This window comes from Streptomyces sp. NPDC058145, assembly GCF_042884245.1.
Classification (GTDB): domain Bacteria; phylum Actinomycetota; class Actinomycetes; order Streptomycetales; family Streptomycetaceae; genus Streptomyces.
In genome coordinates this window covers 138,472-154,330 of sequence record NZ_JBHVUH010000007.1, presented here as the reverse complement: position 1 = coordinate 154,330, position 15,859 = coordinate 138,472, and the positions used below count along the sequence as shown (strand labels likewise).

General features: G+C 69.6%; 11 protein-coding genes and 1 pseudogene. 11 read left to right on the top strand and 1 reads right to left on the bottom strand.

Features of this window, described 5'->3' with window-relative positions; all coding sequences use genetic code 11:
* Nucleotides 1–5 precede the first annotated feature (5 nt).
* From ACFVVO_RS17560 to ACFVVO_RS17525, 8 genes are all read left to right on the top strand, one after another.
* Nucleotides 6–944, top strand: a complete 939-nt coding sequence (locus ACFVVO_RS17560) for a DnaJ C-terminal domain-containing protein (RefSeq protein ID WP_390055819.1) — start codon at nt 6–8, stop codon at nt 942–944.
* Nucleotides 941–1,315: a chaperone modulator CbpM gene (locus tag ACFVVO_RS17555; protein WP_390055817.1), complete on the top strand. Its 375-nt coding sequence runs from the start codon at nt 941–943 to the stop codon at nt 1,313–1,315. The genes ACFVVO_RS17560 and ACFVVO_RS17555 overlap by 4 nt, the downstream gene beginning before the upstream one ends.
* Nucleotides 1,306–3,945, top strand: coding sequence for an ATP-dependent chaperone ClpB (gene clpB, locus ACFVVO_RS17550; protein ID WP_390055815.1), 2,640 nt, complete (start codon nt 1,306–1,308; stop codon nt 3,943–3,945). Before ACFVVO_RS17555 ends, clpB begins: the two co-directional genes overlap by 10 nt.
* On the top strand, nt 3,942–4,388 hold the full coding sequence (gene trxA, locus ACFVVO_RS17545; RefSeq protein ID WP_390055814.1) for a thioredoxin: 447 nt from the start codon (nt 3,942–3,944) through the stop codon (nt 4,386–4,388). The genes clpB and trxA overlap by 4 nt, the downstream gene beginning before the upstream one ends.
* A gap of 5 nt (nt 4,389–4,393) precedes the next feature.
* Nucleotides 4,394–4,657, top strand: a complete 264-nt coding sequence (locus ACFVVO_RS17540; protein ID WP_132852361.1) for a UBP-type zinc finger domain-containing protein — start codon at nt 4,394–4,396, stop codon at nt 4,655–4,657.
* On the top strand, nt 4,657–6,471 hold the full coding sequence (locus ACFVVO_RS17535; RefSeq protein WP_390055812.1) for an FAD-dependent oxidoreductase: 1,815 nt from the start codon (nt 4,657–4,659) through the stop codon (nt 6,469–6,471). Before ACFVVO_RS17540 ends, ACFVVO_RS17535 begins: the two co-directional genes overlap by 1 nt.
* 670 nt (nt 6,472–7,141) lie before the next feature.
* Nucleotides 7,142–7,942: an intradiol ring-cleavage dioxygenase gene (locus ACFVVO_RS17530; protein WP_390055810.1), complete on the top strand. Its 801-nt coding sequence runs from the start codon at nt 7,142–7,144 to the stop codon at nt 7,940–7,942.
* Nucleotides 7,943–8,101: 159 nt separating this feature from the next.
* Nucleotides 8,102–10,549, top strand: a complete 2,448-nt coding sequence (locus tag ACFVVO_RS17525) for an ATP-binding protein (protein ID WP_390055809.1) — start codon at nt 8,102–8,104, stop codon at nt 10,547–10,549.
* Nucleotides 10,550–10,680: 131 nt separating this feature from the next.
* Here ACFVVO_RS17525 and ACFVVO_RS17520 read toward each other — a convergent pair.
* Nucleotides 10,681–11,109, bottom strand: a pseudogene (locus ACFVVO_RS17520) (alkene reductase); the annotation flags it as partial.
* 104 nt (nt 11,110–11,213) lie between these two features.
* Here ACFVVO_RS17520 and ACFVVO_RS17515 point away from each other — a divergent pair.
* The 3 genes from ACFVVO_RS17515 to ACFVVO_RS17505 all read left to right on the top strand — a co-directional run bounded on the left by ACFVVO_RS17515 (nt 11,214) and on the right by ACFVVO_RS17505 (nt 15,184).
* Complete coding sequence (locus ACFVVO_RS17515; RefSeq protein WP_390055807.1) at nt 11,214–11,984, top strand: SDR family oxidoreductase; 771 nt, start codon at nt 11,214–11,216, stop codon at nt 11,982–11,984.
* A gap of 54 nt (nt 11,985–12,038) precedes the next feature.
* Nucleotides 12,039–13,835 (top strand): acyl-CoA dehydrogenase, encoded by a 1,797-nt coding sequence (locus ACFVVO_RS17510; protein WP_390055805.1) that lies wholly within the window; start codon nt 12,039–12,041, stop codon nt 13,833–13,835.
* A 1,145-nt stretch (nt 13,836–14,980) separates the two neighbouring features.
* The gene (locus tag ACFVVO_RS17505; protein ID WP_390055803.1) at nt 14,981–15,184 is read left to right on the top strand and encodes a hypothetical protein; all 204 of its coding nucleotides are present in this window, start codon (nt 14,981–14,983) and stop codon (nt 15,182–15,184) included.
* The last annotated feature ends 675 nt before the right edge of the window (nt 15,185–15,859 follow it).

Genomic DNA, 15,859 nt, shown 5'->3' with positions numbered 1-15,859 from the left:
CGGCCATGGCACGCGACTTCTACGAGGTTCTCGGGGTCCCGCGAGACGCCGACAAGGACGAGCTCCAGCGGGCGTATCGCAAGCTGGCCCGCAGGTACCACCCAGACGTCAACAAGGACCCCGCGGCGGAGGAGCGGTTCAAGGAGATCAATGAGGCCTTCAGTGTCCTGTCCGACCCCGACCAGCGGGCCCGTTACGACCGCTTCGGCGAGGACTTCCGGAAGGTTCCCGAGGACTGGGAGGAGCGGGTCGGTGCCGGCGCGGGACCCGGCGGCGGCTTCCGCTGGTCCACCGGGGGCGGCCCCCGGGTCCGGTATGCCACCAGCGGCTTCGGCGCGGAGGGCGTCGACGTCGACGACCTGTTCGGCTCGTTCTTCGGGGGCGCCGGACGGGTGCGTGTCCCCGGAGCCGACCAGGAGGCCGAACTGCCGCTCACCGTCGAGGAGGCCTATCGGGGAGGCCGTCGCACCGTCACGCTCGCCGATCACACAGGGCAGCCACGGCGGTACGAGGTCGACGTGCCACCGGGTGTCACCGACGGGCAGCGTATCCGGCTGGCGGGCGAGGGCGGCCGGGGCAACGGTGACGCCCCCGCGGGGGACCTGTACCTGCGGGTGCGGATCCAGTCGCACCCCCAGTTCCGCCTCGACGGCCGGGACGTGTATGTGCAGCTTCCGGTCACACCATGGGAGGCCGCGCTGGGTGCGACGGTTCCGGTGCCCACGCCGAGCGGGGCGCCGGCGAAGGTGAGCGTGCCCGCGGGCTCGTCCAGCGGCCGGCGGCTGCGGCTGCGCGGTGAGGGCATGCCGAACCCGCGCGGCACGAGCGGCAACCTCTACGCCGAGCTCCGGATCATGGTGCCGTCCAGGCTCAGCGACCGGGAGCGCGCACTTTTCGAGGAGCTCGCCGCCGTCTCCTCGTTCGACCCCAGGAGGACAGGATGAGTGACCCACGCGTCGGGGCGCGCCAGGCGTCTCGGCTGACAGCTTCCGCGCCGGCACGCGTTCGGTACGCGATCGTGCCGGTGCCCAGGCTCTCTCTGCAGACCGTGGCCCGCCGCTCCGGGGTCCATCCCGACCTCATACGCCGGTTCGTCGCTCTGGGCCTGGTCGAGGCCGAGCGCGACGCCTCCGGAGGGCTGGTGTTCGAACCGACGGCACCGGCCGCCCTCGCCCGCGTCCAGCGGCTGCGCACCGGGCTGTGCCTCAACTACGCATCCATCGGCCTGGTGCTCGACCTGCTCGACCGCATCAGCATGCTCGAAGCCGCCCTGCGCCGCGCCGGTACGAGGAGTGAAACACCCCCATGGACATGAACCGTCTCACCCAGAAGTCCCAGGAAGCCCTCCAGGAGGCCCAGACCGCGGCCGTCGGCATGGGGCACACCGAGGTCGACGGGGAACACCTGCTGCTCGCACTTCTCGATCAGGAGGACGGTCTGATCCCACGGTTGCTGCAGCAGGCCGGCACCGAGCCTAAGGAGCTGCGCGCGGCCGTACGCGAGGAACTCTCCCGCCGCCCGAAGGTCACCGGTCCCGGCGCGGCACCCGGCCAGGTCTTCGTCACTCAGCGCCTGTCCCGCCTGCTCGATGCCGCCGAGCGGGAGGCCAAACGCCTCAAGGACGAGTACGTGTCCGTGGAGCACCTCCTGCTCGCCCTGGCCGAGGAGGGCTCGGCGACCGCCGCCGGACGCCTGCTCAAGGAGCATGGCGTGACCCGGGATTCGTTCCTGAGCGCGCTCACCCGGGTCCGCGGCAACCAGCGCGTCACCTCCGCCAACCCCGAAGTGGCCTACGAGGCTCTGGAGAAGTACGGCCGCGACCTGGTCCTCGAGGCTCGGTCCGGGCGGTTGGACCCGGTCATCGGCCGTGATGCGGAGATCCGCCGCGTCACCCAGATCCTCAGCCGCAAGACCAAGAACAACCCCGTCCTCATCGGCGATCCCGGCGTCGGCAAGACCGCCATCGTCGAGGGCCTGGCCCAGCGCATCGTTCGCGGCGACGTCCCCGAGGGCCTGCGCGACAAGACGGTGTTCGCTCTCGACATGGGCTCCCTGGTCGCCGGCGCCAAGTACCGCGGCGAGTTCGAGGAACGCCTCAAGGCCGTGCTGTCCGAGGTGAAGGCCGCCCAGGGGCGCATCCTGCTCTTCGTCGACGAACTCCACACCGTCGTAGGTGCGGGCGCCGCCGAAGGGGCCATGGACGCGGGCAACATGCTCAAGCCGATGCTCGCCCGCGGCGAACTCCACATGATCGGGGCCACCACCCTCGACGAGTACCGCAAGCACATCGAGAAGGACGCCGCCCTTGAACGCCGCTTCCAGCAGGTGCTGGTCGACGAGCCGAGCGTGGAGGACACCATCTCCATCCTGCGCGGACTGCGCGAACGCCTCGAGGTCTTCCACGGCGTGAAGATCCAGGACACCGCGCTGGTCTCCGCGGCCACCCTCAGCCACCGTTACATCACCGATCGGTTCCTGCCCGACAAGGCCATCGACCTCGTCGACGAGGCGTGCGCCCGGCTGCGTACCGAGATCGACTCGATGCCCGCCGAACTCGACGAGATCACCCGCCGCGTCACCCGCCTGGAGATCGAGGAGGCGGCCCTGTCCAAGGAGACCGACGCCGCCAGCAAAACTCGCCTGGAGGAACTGCGCAAGGAACTGGCCGACCTGCGCGGCGAGGCCGACGCCAAACACGCCCAGTGGGAGGCCGAACGGCAGGCCATCCGCCGCGTGCAGGAACTGCGCCAGGAACTGGAGCAGGTCCGTCACGAGGCGGAGGAGGCCGAACGCGCCTACGACCTCAACCGCGCCGCCGAACTCCGCTACGGCCGCCTCCAGGACCTGGAGCGCCGACTCGCCGCAGAGGAGGAGCAACTGGCCGCCAAACAAGGGCAGAACCGGCTGCTGCGCGAGGTCGTCACCGAGGAGGAGATCGCCGAGATCGTCGCCGCCTGGACCGGCGTCCCCGTCGCCCGTCTCCAGGAGGGCGAACGCGAGAAGCTGCTGCGACTCGACGAGATCCTGCGCGAGCGCGTCATCGGCCAGGACGAGGCCGTCAAACTCGTCGCCGACGCCATCATCCGCGCCCGCTCCGGCATCCGCGACCCGCGCCGCCCCATCGGCTCGTTCATCTTCCTCGGCCCCACCGGCGTCGGGAAGACCGAGCTGGCCAAGACCCTCGCGGCGGCCCTGTTCGACTCCGAGGAGAACATGGTCCGCCTCGACATGAGTGAGTACCAGGAGCGGCACACCGTCAGCCGGCTCATGGGCGCACCACCCGGATACGTCGGCTATGAGGAAGGCGGCCAGCTCACCGAGGCCGTACGCCGCAAGCCGTACTCGGTCGTGCTGTTCGACGAGATCGAGAAGGCGCACACCGATGTCTTCAACACCCTGCTGCAGGTCCTCGACGACGGCCGCATCACCGACTCCCAGGGCCGCACCGTCGACTTCCGCAACACCGTGATCATCATGACGTCCAACATCGGCTCCGAGCACCTCCTCGACGGCGCCACCGCCGAGGGCGAGATCAAGCCGGACGCCCGCGCCCTGGTGATGGGCGAGCTGCGCGGGCACTTCCGCCCGGAGTTCCTCAACCGCGTCGACGACATCGTGCTGTTCAAGCCGCTCGGTGAGCGGCAGATCGAGCGGATCGTGGAGCTGCAGTTCGACGAGCTGCGCCGCCGGCTCGCCGAACGTCGCATCGCCGTCGAACTCACCGATGCTGCACGTGAGTTGATCGCCCACCAAGGTTACGACCCGGTGTACGGGGCCCGGCCGCTGCGGCGTTACATCTCCCATGAGGTCGAGACGATGGTCGGGCGCGCCCTTCTGCGCGGCGACGTCCAGGACGGCGCGACGGTCCGCGTCGACGCCGAACACGGAGAGCTGGTGGTCACGTACGACCGGCCCGAGGACGTGAAGGGAGCGCGGGCGGCATGAGCACGATGCAGGCGACGACCGTCAGTTGTCCCAACTGCGGGCGCACCAACCGTGTGCCCGTGGCCGCGGAGGGCCGCCCCAAGTGCGGCCACTGCAAGCAGCCCCTACCGTGGATGGTGGACGCGGGCGACGACGACTTCACCGAGGTCGCCGAGCGGGCCGACGTCCCCGTCGTGGTCGACCTGTGGGCCACCTGGTGCGGCCCCTGCCGCATGGTCAGCCCCGCGCTGGAGAAGGTCGCCACCGATCTCGCCGGCCGAATCAAACTCGTCAAGGTCGACGTCGACAAGAACCCGCGACTGTCGCAGCGTTTCGAGGTCCAGGCCGTACCGACACTGCTGATCCTCGACCAGGGTGCGACGGTCGCCCGGCAGGCGGGGGCGGCGCCCGCCCCCGCTCTGCGCCGGTGGGTGGAACAGTCGATCACGGCCCGGGAAGGGTGATCCAAATGACCCTCCACGCAGACCCCCACCTCGCGCTTGTCCGACCGGTCCAGCCGCTGACCCCAGAAGGGTGTCAGGAGTGTCTGATGCTCGGCTCCCCGTGGGTCCACCTGAGGCTCTGCCTGACCTGCGGGCACGTCGGCTGCTGTGACTCCTCGCCGAACAAGCACGCGCGCAGGCACGCAGCTGCCGTCGCTCATCCGATCGTGCAGTCGTTCCAGCCCGGCGAGGAATGGCGCTGGTGCTACGTTCACGAGGCGTTCGTCTGATGTCCGGCGACCAGTCGCTGCCGGGCGAAGAACCGGTGCCGGAGGAAGCGGACGAGGCCGTCTTCTGGGAGACCCCGGACATCTACGGCGCGTATCCGCGCCTTACGGAGGACCAGACAGCACGTCTGGCGGAGCACGGGCAACGCCGGAGCATGGCTCCGAACGACGTGCTGATCCAGGAGGGGGAGCGCTGCGAGACGTTCTTCGTCGTCCTCAGCGGTACCGTCGCCGTCATCGAGGACTACGGGACTCCCGAGGAGCACGTGCTGCGCGTGCACGGCCCCGGTCGCTTCATCGGCGAACTCGGGCTGCTGCACGGACAGGTGGCCTTCTACACCGCTGTCGCCAGGGAGCCGGGCGAGGTCCTCGTCGTCTCCTTGGACCAGTTGCGCCACCTGGTGTCCCAGGACTCCGCCATCGGGGACATCGTGCTGCGCGCCTGTCTGGGCCGTCGCGCGCTGCTCGTCGGACAGGGCGCCGGCTTCCGCATCATCGGCTCGCGCTACTCGCCCGACACCAGGCGGCTGCGCGAGTTCGCCATCCGCAACCGGCTGCCGCACCGCTGGATCGACCTGGAGACCGACGAGGAGGCCGAGGACCTGCTGCGCCGCTTCGGCGTCGGCCCGGAGGAGACACCGCTCGTCATCTGGCGGGACACCACCCTGTTGCGCAACCCCAGCAACGCGGAACTGGCCCGGCTCATCGGGCTGCCGTCACTGCCCGCCGGAAACCGTCACGGCGACGTCCTGATCGTCGGCTCCGGACCCGCCGGCCTCGCTGCCGCGGTGTACGCCGCCTCCGAGGGCCTGAGCACCACCGTGGTGGAGGCGATGGCCACCGGCGGCCAGGCCGGCACGTCGTCCCGCATCGAGAATCTGCTCGGCTTCCCCGCCGGCATCTCCGGCGCCGAACTCACCGAACGCGCCGTGCTCCAGGCCGACAAGTTCGGCGCCAGGATCAGCATTCCGGTGGAGGCGACCGGTCTCCATCCCAAGGACGAGGACCACTACGTGGTGGCGTTCGCCGACGGCAGCGAGATCGCCGCCCGCGCCGTCGTCCTGGCCACGGGTGCCCGCTACCGCCGGCTCCAGGTGCCCGGCATCGAACGCCTGGAGGGAACGAGCGTCCACTACTCGGCGACCGTCTACGAGGCCCAGCAGTGCCGCACCGACCCGGTGGCCGTCGTCGGCGGAGGCAACTCGGCGGGCCAGGCGGTGCTGTTCCTCGCCGGGTACGCGCCGAAGGTGCACCTGCTGGTCCGAGGAGCCAGCCTTGAGGCCAACATGTCCCGCTACCTGGTCGACCAGGTCGAGCGCCATCCGCGGGTGGAGGTCATGCTGCACACCGAGGTCACCGAGGTCATCGGCCAGGAGGTGCTGGAGGAGCTCGACGTGGTCGACAACCGCACGGGCGGGCACCGCCGACTCGCGGTACGGGGCCTGTTCGTCTTCACCGGCGCCGACCCCCACACCGAGTGGCTCGCCGGCATCATCGCCCTCGACTCCCGCGGCTTCGTCCTCACCGGCCCGGAGGCCCAGGAAGCCTGCGCCTACCCCGAGGTGTGGCACGGCCGCGGGCGCTCGTGCATGACCCTGGAGGCCAGCCTGCCCGGCGTCTTCGCGGTAGGGGACGTCCGTAGCGGCTCGGTGAAGCGGGTGGCCTCGGCGGCCGGTGAGGGCGCGATGGCCATCCACTTCGTGCACCGGCACCTGGGGCACTCGGCCGCACCCGGCACCACGGGCACGTCCGTTGCCGCGGGCGGCTCGGACGTCTCCCCACGCGTACGTCACAAGGAGTCCGCATGGCTCGCATGACGAATGGCGGGCGATGAGATCACGAGAAGGAAGAAGGAGGCGATGGCGATGGCCATGCCCGTCCGGCGCCACCGCGGTGGCGGTCTGCAGGAAAGGCCCGTCTGAGCACCCACCCCTCTCAATAATCCCCCGGTCGAGTTCGACGAACTGCTCAACCAGATAAGCGGCCTGCTGGAGTCGGCGGTGGGCGCGACACCCGCGGGCGCGTGGACGCCGCCTGCACGGTGCGGTTGGTCGGCATGGTCTCGACGCACACGTCAGAGCCCGGGCTACCGACCGATCATGGCCCGACCGCCCACCCATCCGCCCCCGGCCGATGCGAAACGATGTAGTTTTCGAAGACCGCCCTTGACCTGCAATAGCAGGCAGGGAGCAGACGAATCGGGAGTTTCTTCATGTTTCGCACAGTATTCGAGTCCAAGATCTAGCATCGAGAGATTCGCGCAGGTCAGAGCCCTGTCGGCTCACCCCCGATCAGCAAAAGGTCAGCATGCGTCGCAGCAGTGTCTCCGCTGGTTGACCTGGCGCTGGCTGCGCGGACGCGGCGGATCGTCATGGACGCGACGACCGTGTACGGCGCCCTCGGCACCGGTGGTGGGTTTCGTAACGCAGTGGCCTCGTGGGTCGTCCGTGCGATCCCGTGGGTCGTCACCGGCGCCATGCTCACACCATGACTGACATCCCCCACCACAACACCGCGGAACCGCAGCGCGACCTCGAGCCGTCGGACGTTCCCGCAGGTGCCACCCGCAGGTCCGTCATAGCCGCCCTGGGCGGCGCCACCCTCGGCGTGGCCACGGGTCTCGCCGCCACGCAGGCGACCGCCGCAACCGAGCACCAGGCCGCGGCCCGGCCGGCTGCCGCCTGTGTCCTGACGCCCGAGCAGACCGAGGGGCCGTATTACCTGGACCTGGAGACGGTCCGCAAGGACATCACAGAAGGGAAGGCGGGCGTTCCGCTGGCCCTCCGCGTGACGGTGGTCGACGCAGCGACCTGCGCCCCGCTGCCCCAGACGGCGGTCGACATCTGGCACTGCGACGCCCTCGGGGTCTACTCGGGTTATGCCGCCGGAGGTTCCACCCCGGACACCACCTTCCTGCGCGGTGTGCTGCTGACCGACTCCGCCGGTGTCGCGGAGTTCACCACCGTCTACCCCGGCTGGTACGTCGGTCGGGCCCTCCACATCCACGTCAAGACGCATGCGGGAGGCGCCGTGTCCAACGGGACCTACCACGGCGGCCACGTGTCCCATACGGGCCAGCTCTACTTCCCCGAGGCGTACAACACCAGGATCGCCGCCCTGTCCCCGTACCGGAACAACACGGCCACCCGCACACTCAACGCGCGGGACGGCATCTACCGCAACGGCGGGTCCTCGACCCTGCTGACCCTCACCCAGGCAGGCAGCGGCCTCGACAAGGGAGTGACCGGAACCGTCGTACTCGGCATCGACCCCGCCGCCACACCCTGACGCGCCTGGTTGCCTGTAGTGGCCGCACCTGCCACGGTGCGGCCATCGCACGCGCGACCGCGGCCGCTCTGCTCGTGCCGAAGCCGGCCGGGGCGTTCGTGGAGGGACATGGCTCAAGGCGATGGTTTCGTTCCGGGGCGGTGCGGCCAGGAATCGGGGATGAGCGGGAGTCGAACATGTGATGTGTGCGGTGAGGCGCTGATCGTGAAGCCGCACGGGGGGCGGCCGGCTCGATACTGCTCCAGCGCCTGCCGGCAGCGGGCGCTGCGGCGACGGGCGGCTTCGAACGTCACGGCTGCGGTCGCCACAGCCGGTGGCAGTGTCCTGCCGCCGGGGCTCGACTCCTTCGTGGGCCGGCAGCACGAGCTCTCGTGCCTGCGCGCGCTCCTGAGGACTTCGCGCCTCCTCACGTTGACCGGTGCGGGCGGGGTGGGCAAGACCCGGCTGGCGCTGGAGTTCGCCAGGGGATTACCGAAGCGCTTCGCACGAGTCGACCTCGTGGAACTCGCCTCCCTCCAGGACAGCGCGCTGCTGACGCAGACCCTGGCCGCCGCGCTGGGGGTGGGCGAAGGAGCGTGCCGGACCGGCGTCGACGTTCTGGTCCGGGCGATCGGCGGCGCCTCCCGGGTGCTGATTCTGGACAACTGCGAGCATCTGGCCGAGCCGTGCGCCCGGCTGGCGGCAATCCTGCTGGGCCGCTGCCCCCGTCTGCGGATCCTGGCCACCAGCCGGGAGGCCCTGCGGGTGCCCGGAGAGAGCGTGTTCCGGGTCGGCGAGCTGTCCCTGCCGCCGGCCGACGCCGGAGACGATGTGACGGCCCTCATGCAGTCCGATGCCGTACGGCTCTTCGTCGACCGCGCCGCGAGCAACTCCCCCGGGTTCACGCTCGATCGCGGCAACGGCCACCTGGTGGACCAGATCTGCCGGCGCCTGGACGGCCTGACGCTCGCCGTCGAACTCGCGGCCCGCCACGTCGGTGCGCTCGCGCTGAGCGACATCCTGGCAGGGCTGGACGACCAGTTCTCCCAGCTGGACGTTCTGACCGGGGGAAGCCGAACCGGACCCCCACGCCACAGTGGGCTCGCCGCAGCGGTCGACTGGAGCCATCGACTGCTGGATCCGGCCGAGCAGGCGGTCTTCCGGCGTCTTTCGGTCCTCGTCGGCGGCTTTGACGTGGCTGCTGCGCAAACGGTCTGCGCCGGTGACGGCATAGGTCGGCGGCAGGTCTTCCGCATCCTGTGCGACCTGGAAGCGAAGTCGCTCGTCGTACGTCTGCCGGGAGAGACGGCACCCACACGTTTCAGGCAGTTGAGTGCCATCCGCGTCTGCGCCCTGGACCGTCTGCGCGCATCCGGCGAGCTGCACGCCACCCTGCGCCGGGCGCTCGCGTGGCTGACCGAGCTGGCCGAGCGGGGCCGCGGGGACGTGTTCGCCGACCAGGCCGGCAACCCGCTGGCGACGGAACGGGACAATCTCGCCTCGGTATTGGCCTGCAGCGCCGGCCACGGCGATGCCGTGCGGGTACGGCTGACACTGGAGCTGGCGCGTGTGCACTACCAGCAGGAACAGCCGTCGTCCGCCCGTGCGCTGCTCACTGGACTACTGCGGGGAGCCGGGGGCCGGGCACTGGGTGGGCAGGTGCCGGCGCTCGCCGCACGCGTGGCCTGCCAGCAGGCTGATCTGGACGAGGCACTGCGCCTCGGCGAGCAGGCGGTGCGGAGCGAGCGGATGCGCCGTGACGCCGCCGGACTGGCCAACGCCCTGGACGCCCGGGCGGCGGCGCGGCTGTGCCGTGGCGAGTTCACCGAGGCCGTCGCGGATCTACGGGAGTGCCTTGAGGCCGTCGCTTCCCTTGGCAGGCCGCAGGACGCCGCCTGGTGCACACATCACCTGGCCTGGGCGTTGCTCCAGGCCGGCGGGAAGCTGGAGGCCGACGAGCTGATGTCACGGTGCCTGCCCGTTCTGAGGGAGCAAGCGCCGTGGCCTCGGACCGCGGCCGCGCTGCACACTGCGGGGGCCGTACGGCTGGCCCTGGGACAACTGCGCAGTGCGGAGACCTTGTTCGCCGAGGTGCTGCGGATCGTTCCGGGGGCCAGTTTCCACGCTCTGTACCCCGTGGAGGGCCTGGCCCTCGTGGCCGCGGAGAACGGCGACATGCAGCGTGCGCTGCGGCTGTACGAGGCGAGCGTGCGGGCGCGGCGCCGCTTGGACACCGAGCCCGAGGCTCCCTGGCGGCACAGGATGGAACAAGCAGCGGCGCGTGCCCGGACACGGCTGTCGGCAGCGGCGCGGGAGACTGCTGTCGCCGGTGCCCGTGGGCTGCGTGGGGAGCGGCTGGTCGCGTACGCGCTCGGGGCAGGGAGCGGTGACCACCGAACGCGGCGTGATGTCCGGGCCGCAGACGATCGGTTCCGGCTCACCGCAAGGGAGTCCACGGTGGCTGAACTCGTCGCCGAAGGGCTGACCAACCGGCAGATCGCGGACCGGCTCGGCCTTTCGGTCCATACGGTCGCCACGCACCTTGACAAGATCCGCGACAAGCTGGGCCTGCGCTCCCGCACGCAGATCGCACTGTGGGCAGCCGCACGGACCGAGGCGGGACGGTAACGGGGCGGGCCGACCCGGCTGCAAGCCACCAGGCTCGGTGCCCCCGCCCCCGGCGAGACCACCGAGTACTGGCGGCAACTGGCCGAGATCCGCATTCAGCGACCGGTCGGACGCGCCCTCACCGAGTTGTGATAGCCGTTGGCGCCGTGCAGCTCGACGCCGTCGAAGCCGGCTTCGACGGCGCGGCGGGCGGCCTGGGCGTACGACTCGGCGTGCTCGGACACCTCGGCGGCATCCAGAGCGCGCGGGACCGGCGCCGGCTGGAGCCCGGTCGGGGTGAACACCTTCCACCCTTCGGCTGCGACTGCCGAGGGACCGACCGGCTGCATACCGGTGGTGTCGGGGTGTGAAACCCGTCCGCCGTGCATGATCTGGGCCAAGATCCGTCCGCCGTCGGCGTGCACCGCATCAGTCACCGGGCGCCACGCGGAGACCTGCTCGTCGGTGTGCAGTCCCGGCGTGCCGGGGTTGGACAGCCCGACCACGCTCGGCTGCACCCCTTCGCTCACGATCAGTCCGGCCGTGGCCCGCTGGGCGTAGTAGGTCGCGGAGGCGCGGATGGGGTTCGTGGGCGCAGGGCTTGGCCAGCGGCTAAGCGACTGCTTAGTATCTGCCCTGGCGGGAACAGCCTGCCCGTGCCGCCCCTCACCCTCAGGAGTCCACCGTGATCCCACTGTTCTCCCTCTCCGGCAAAACCGCCCTCGTGACCGGGGGTTCCCGCGGCATCGGCCTGATGATCGCCCAGGGCCTGGTCGAAGCGGGAGCCAAGGTCTACATCAGCTCCCGCAAGGCGGAAGCCTGCGAGGAGGCCGTGCTCGGTCTTTCCGGTCCCGGCCAGGCGGTCGCGCTGCCCGCCGACCTGTCGCGCGAGGAGGAGTGCCACCGACTCGCCGCAGACATCGGCGAGCGGGAGGAGCGGCTGCACATCCTGGTGAACAACGCCGGCGCCACCTGGGGCGCGCCCCTGGACGAGTTCCCGGTCGCCGGCTGGGACAAGGTGATGGACCTCAACCTGCGCAGCCCCTTCCTGCTCACCCAGGCCCTCCTGCCGAAGCTGCGCGCCGGCGGGTCGACGCAGGACCCTGCGCGGATCATCAACGTCGGATCCATCGACGGCCTGCACGTCAGCCCGGTCTCGGCCTACTCCTACGCGGCCAGCAAGGCGGGCCTGCACCACCTGACCCGCGTGCTGGCCAAGGAGCTCGGACCGCAGGGCATCACGGTGAACGCCATCGCGCCCGGCCCTTTCGAGTCGAAGATGATGGCCGCGACCCTGGACACCATGGGCGAGGCGATCGCGCAGGCGGCTCCGCTGCGCCGGATCGGGCGGCCGGACGACATGGCGGGCGTCGCCGTCTATCTGGCCAGCCGTGCGGGCGCCTACGTCACCGGCGCCGTCATCCCCGTCGACGGCGGCCTCGGCACCACGGTCTGACCGGCCGGCGACAGCCCCCCTCGCAAGGAACCCGAACCCGAGAAGAAGAGCACCATGGCCTCCCTCCTGCTTTCCCGCCGAGACCTCGACTTCCTGCTGCACGAGTGGCTCGACGTTGAATCCCTGACCGCGCGCCCCCGCTTCGCCGACCACTCGCGCGAAACGTTCGACGCGGTACTGGACCTCAGTGAGACGATCGCCGCCCGGCACTTCGCGCCGCACAACAAGAAGAACGACACCCAGGAGCCGCGCTTCGACGGCGAGCGGGTGCACATCATCCCCGAAGTCGAAGAGGCCCTGAAGGTCTTCGCCGGTGCCGGGCTGATCGGCGGAGGCATGGACCACGAGGTGGGCGGCATGCAGTTGCCCAGCGTGGTGGCCAACGCCTGCTTCGCCTGGTTCCAGGGAGCCAACGTGGGAACGGCCGCCTACCCCTTCCTCACCATCGGCAACGCAAACCTGCTGCTGGCCCACGGCACCCCCGCGCAGATCGACACCTACGTCCGACCGATGGTCGAGGGCCGCTTCTCCGGAACCATGTGCCTGTCGGAACCACAGGCGGGATCCTCGCTGGCTGATGTGCGCACCCGCGCGGAACAGGCCGACGACGGCACCTACCGCCTGTTCGGCAACAAGATGTGGATCTCGGGTGGCGACCACGAACTGACGGAGAACATCGTCCACCTGGTCCTGGCCAGGATCCCCGGCGGCCCGCCCGGGGTGAAGGGACTCTCGCTCTTCATCGTCCCCAAGACACTGGTGGGGGCCGACGGGACGCTCGGTGAGCGCAACGACGTCGCCCTGGCCGGCCTCAATCACAAGATGGGGTATCGAGGGACGACCAACACGCTGCTGAACTTCGGTGAGGGCGCCTTCCGGCCCGGCGGGGCCCCCGGCGCCGTCGGCTTCCTGGTCGGGGAGCCCCACCACGGACTCTCCTACATGTTCCACATGATGAACGAGGCCCGCATCGGGGTCGGACTCGGTGCCACCGCGCTCGGTTACACCGGCTACCTGCACGCCCTGGACTACGCACGCACCCGGCCCCAGGGACGCCCGCTCGAGGCCAGGGACGCCACCACCCCCCAGATCCCGATCGTCGGGCATCCCGATGTCCGGCGCATGCTCCTCGCCCAGAAGTCGTACGTCGAAGGCGCGCTGGCTCTCATCCTGTACTGCGGGCGGCTGCTGGACGACGAGCGCACCGCCCCGACGGCCGACGAGCAGGCCAGAGCCGGACTTCTGCTGGACATGCTCACCCCGATCGCCAAGAGCTGGCCCTCCCAGTGGTGCCTGGAGGCCAACAACCTTGCCATCCAGGTCCACGGCGGCTACGGCTACACCCGCGAGTACAACGTCGAGCAGTTCTACCGGGACAACCGCCTCAACCCCATCCACGAGGGAACGCACGGCGTCCACGGCCTCGACCTCCTGGGCCGAAAGGTCGTCATGGACGGCGGCGCGGGTCTCCGCCTGCTCATCGAGACCATCTCGACGACGACCGCCCGCGCGGCGGCCGCGGACGACCAGGTCGCCCGCTTCGGACGACAGCTGGACGCCTCCCTCGCCCGCGTCGCCGCCGTGACACAGCGCCTGTGGGAGGCCGGGGACGCCGAGACCACCCTCGCCAACGCCTCGGTCTATCTGGAAGCCGTGGGACACGTCGTGGTTGCCTGGATGTGGCTGGAGCAGATACTGGCCGCCGCCGGACACAGCGGCGCCTTCTACGAGGGCAAGCGCCGGGCGGGTCAGTACTTCTTCCGGTACGAACTGCCCAGAACGGAGGCGCAGTTCGCGCTGCTGGAAAGCCTCGACCGCACCGCCCTCGACATGCCCGCGGACTGCTTCTGAGCTGGTCCCACCTGCCAAGCGTGGGTCTGAGCCGGTCATTCGTAAGATCGGCGGGACCCATGGGTTCTGGGTATGGCTGTGAGCTTGTCGCCGTTGGACGGTTCTGTGCGGGCTGGTGGCGGCGTGGGGTGCGTCAGGGTGCAGGTTGGTGGCCAGGTACCAGGTGGTCTTCTCCGGCAGCCTGGCTGGGTCGGTGGTGGCTGTGATCAGCCGACAGGGTGAGTCAGGGCCGTAGCCGCCCAGGCGGGCATCAGCGGCCGAGACCAGGTCTCGGTGTGCCGTTGGAACTCGTCGTGGACGGCTTCAAGTTCCATGAGCATCGTAGCTTCGATGCCATCGTGGCCGAGATCGGTGGCGATCCGGTTCAGGAGCTCTCCGCGTGGCCCTGGCCCCGGTCGTCATTGCGACGCCGACGTCGACGCAGACATACGCCGCGCCAGGCACTCGACATCGACTCGAATGGAAAGCCCGCCGAGATCGCGTGCCGCGCGTTCGCAGATGACTGGCGCGGCGTCATACAAGTCAGCAACGGTCAGTGTGAGCCCTCGAACACCCGGCGACAGCTGACCACACATGCGAAACGTTGTAGCCTCCGAACATCGCCCTTGACCTGCAAAAAGCAGGCAGGGAGCAGACGAATCGGGAGTTTCTTCGTGCTTCGTACCATGTTCAAGTCCAAGATCTAGCGTTTGGGTGTTTCTGCAGGTCAGAGCTTTGATTGCCGCCTCCGGGTCAGCAAAAGGTCAGCATCAGGCCGGACGGTGTCCGGCTTGCTGACCTGCACCTGTGGCAGGGGCCTGCTGTGCCGCCCGGCGCCCTGCTCGGAAGGCTTGATGCGTGGCTCGACAGCTCGCTCGTGGGATGGGGTCGTTCTTCAAGGAGTGCGGTTATTCCAGGCCGACCCGTTGTTCGCACCCGTACACAATTCGGTTCAGGGACGCTCTCGGCAAGCAGCGTGAAGAGGCGGTTTCGGCACGCAGGACGACGCGATCGAGCGCCTTACGCAGATCTATGCGGAGAAAAAGAAGACGGCGCCGTCCGTTGCCGAGGCCCGCCGGGAACTCGGTCAGCAGACGGTCGCGGAATACGCGAAGCAGTGGCGACCGCGGCAGCGGAGGATGACGGAGTACTCCACGGGCTGACATGTGGACAGTTCCATCAACGTGCACATCGTCCCGCGTCTCGGATCGCGAAAGCTGAACTCCGTCACCCCGATCGTGGTCGAGCGCTTCCTGGACGAGCTGGAGACGGACGGGGTCGGGCGCGGAAACCAGGTGAACATATTCCGTGTCCTCAAGGCCATCGTGCGGGATGCCTATGACAAGGCAGCATGGCGGATGACCCTGTGAAGGGAGTCCAGGAACCGGAGTACATTCGGGGGAAGATGGTCATCCCGTCCCTCGACTATGTGAAGAGGACGCTGACTGTCGCGGATCACATCCTCGCGCCTGAGATCGTCATGATGGTGGGCTGCGGCCTGCGAAACGGGGAAGCCCGCGCGGTGAACGTCGACAATGTCGTGGCGGACGACGTCTACCGGGTGCACGAGCAGATCCACTCCAACACGCACGAGCCGGCGAAGCTGAAGCACCGCAAGGCGGGGGAGTTCCGAGAGGTTCCCCTGCCGCGGTCGGTGCGGGAGGCGATGGAGCGCTACGAGGAGAAGCACGGCACCACGAAGGACGGCTACCTCTTGCGTGGTCCGAGCGGCATGGGCGATCAGTCGGCTCGCAGCCGCGCGGGCCACCCGGAGCGTGCCCGCTGGTGTCGACCGCGGTGCATATCAGGGGCCGGCGCTCGCCGAGGCCGTACACCGCGCGCTGGTGTCGTTGGCCCTGAGCCGGACGGAGCAGCTCCTCCGGTAGCGCGGACGGCCATTGCCCGGGGCCGATCAGACGCAGGCAGGCGGCGTCCTCTGGGGCGGTCCCGAGCGCCGTCCGCCGTTCTCCCTGTCCGCAATGCAAGACCTGTCCGGGAAGTTCTTGACCAACCTGGTGACATCTGCTGAACTCCCGAACCATGAA

Excerpts from the sequence above, each read along its gene's own strand:
- ACFVVO_RS17560 (WP_390055819.1), top strand. The coding sequence starts at position 6 with ATGGCACGCGACTTCTACGAGGTTCTCGGGGTCCCGCGAGACGCCGAC.
- ACFVVO_RS17555 (WP_390055817.1), top strand. The coding sequence starts at position 941 with ATGAGTGACCCACGCGTCGGGGCGCGCCAGGCGTCTCGGCTGACAGCT.
- clpB (WP_390055815.1), top strand. The coding sequence starts at position 1,306 with ATGGACATGAACCGTCTCACCCAGAAGTCCCAGGAAGCCCTCCAGGAG.
- trxA (WP_390055814.1), top strand. The coding sequence starts at position 3,942 with ATGAGCACGATGCAGGCGACGACCGTCAGTTGTCCCAACTGCGGGCGC.
- ACFVVO_RS17540 (WP_132852361.1), top strand. The coding sequence starts at position 4,394 with ATGACCCTCCACGCAGACCCCCACCTCGCGCTTGTCCGACCGGTCCAG.
- ACFVVO_RS17535 (WP_390055812.1), top strand. The coding sequence starts at position 4,657 with ATGTCCGGCGACCAGTCGCTGCCGGGCGAAGAACCGGTGCCGGAGGAA.
- ACFVVO_RS17530 (WP_390055810.1), top strand. The coding sequence starts at position 7,142 with ATGACTGACATCCCCCACCACAACACCGCGGAACCGCAGCGCGACCTC.
- ACFVVO_RS17525 (WP_390055809.1), top strand. The coding sequence starts at position 8,102 with ATGAGCGGGAGTCGAACATGTGATGTGTGCGGTGAGGCGCTGATCGTG.
- ACFVVO_RS17510 (WP_390055805.1), top strand. The coding sequence starts at position 12,039 with ATGGCCTCCCTCCTGCTTTCCCGCCGAGACCTCGACTTCCTGCTGCAC.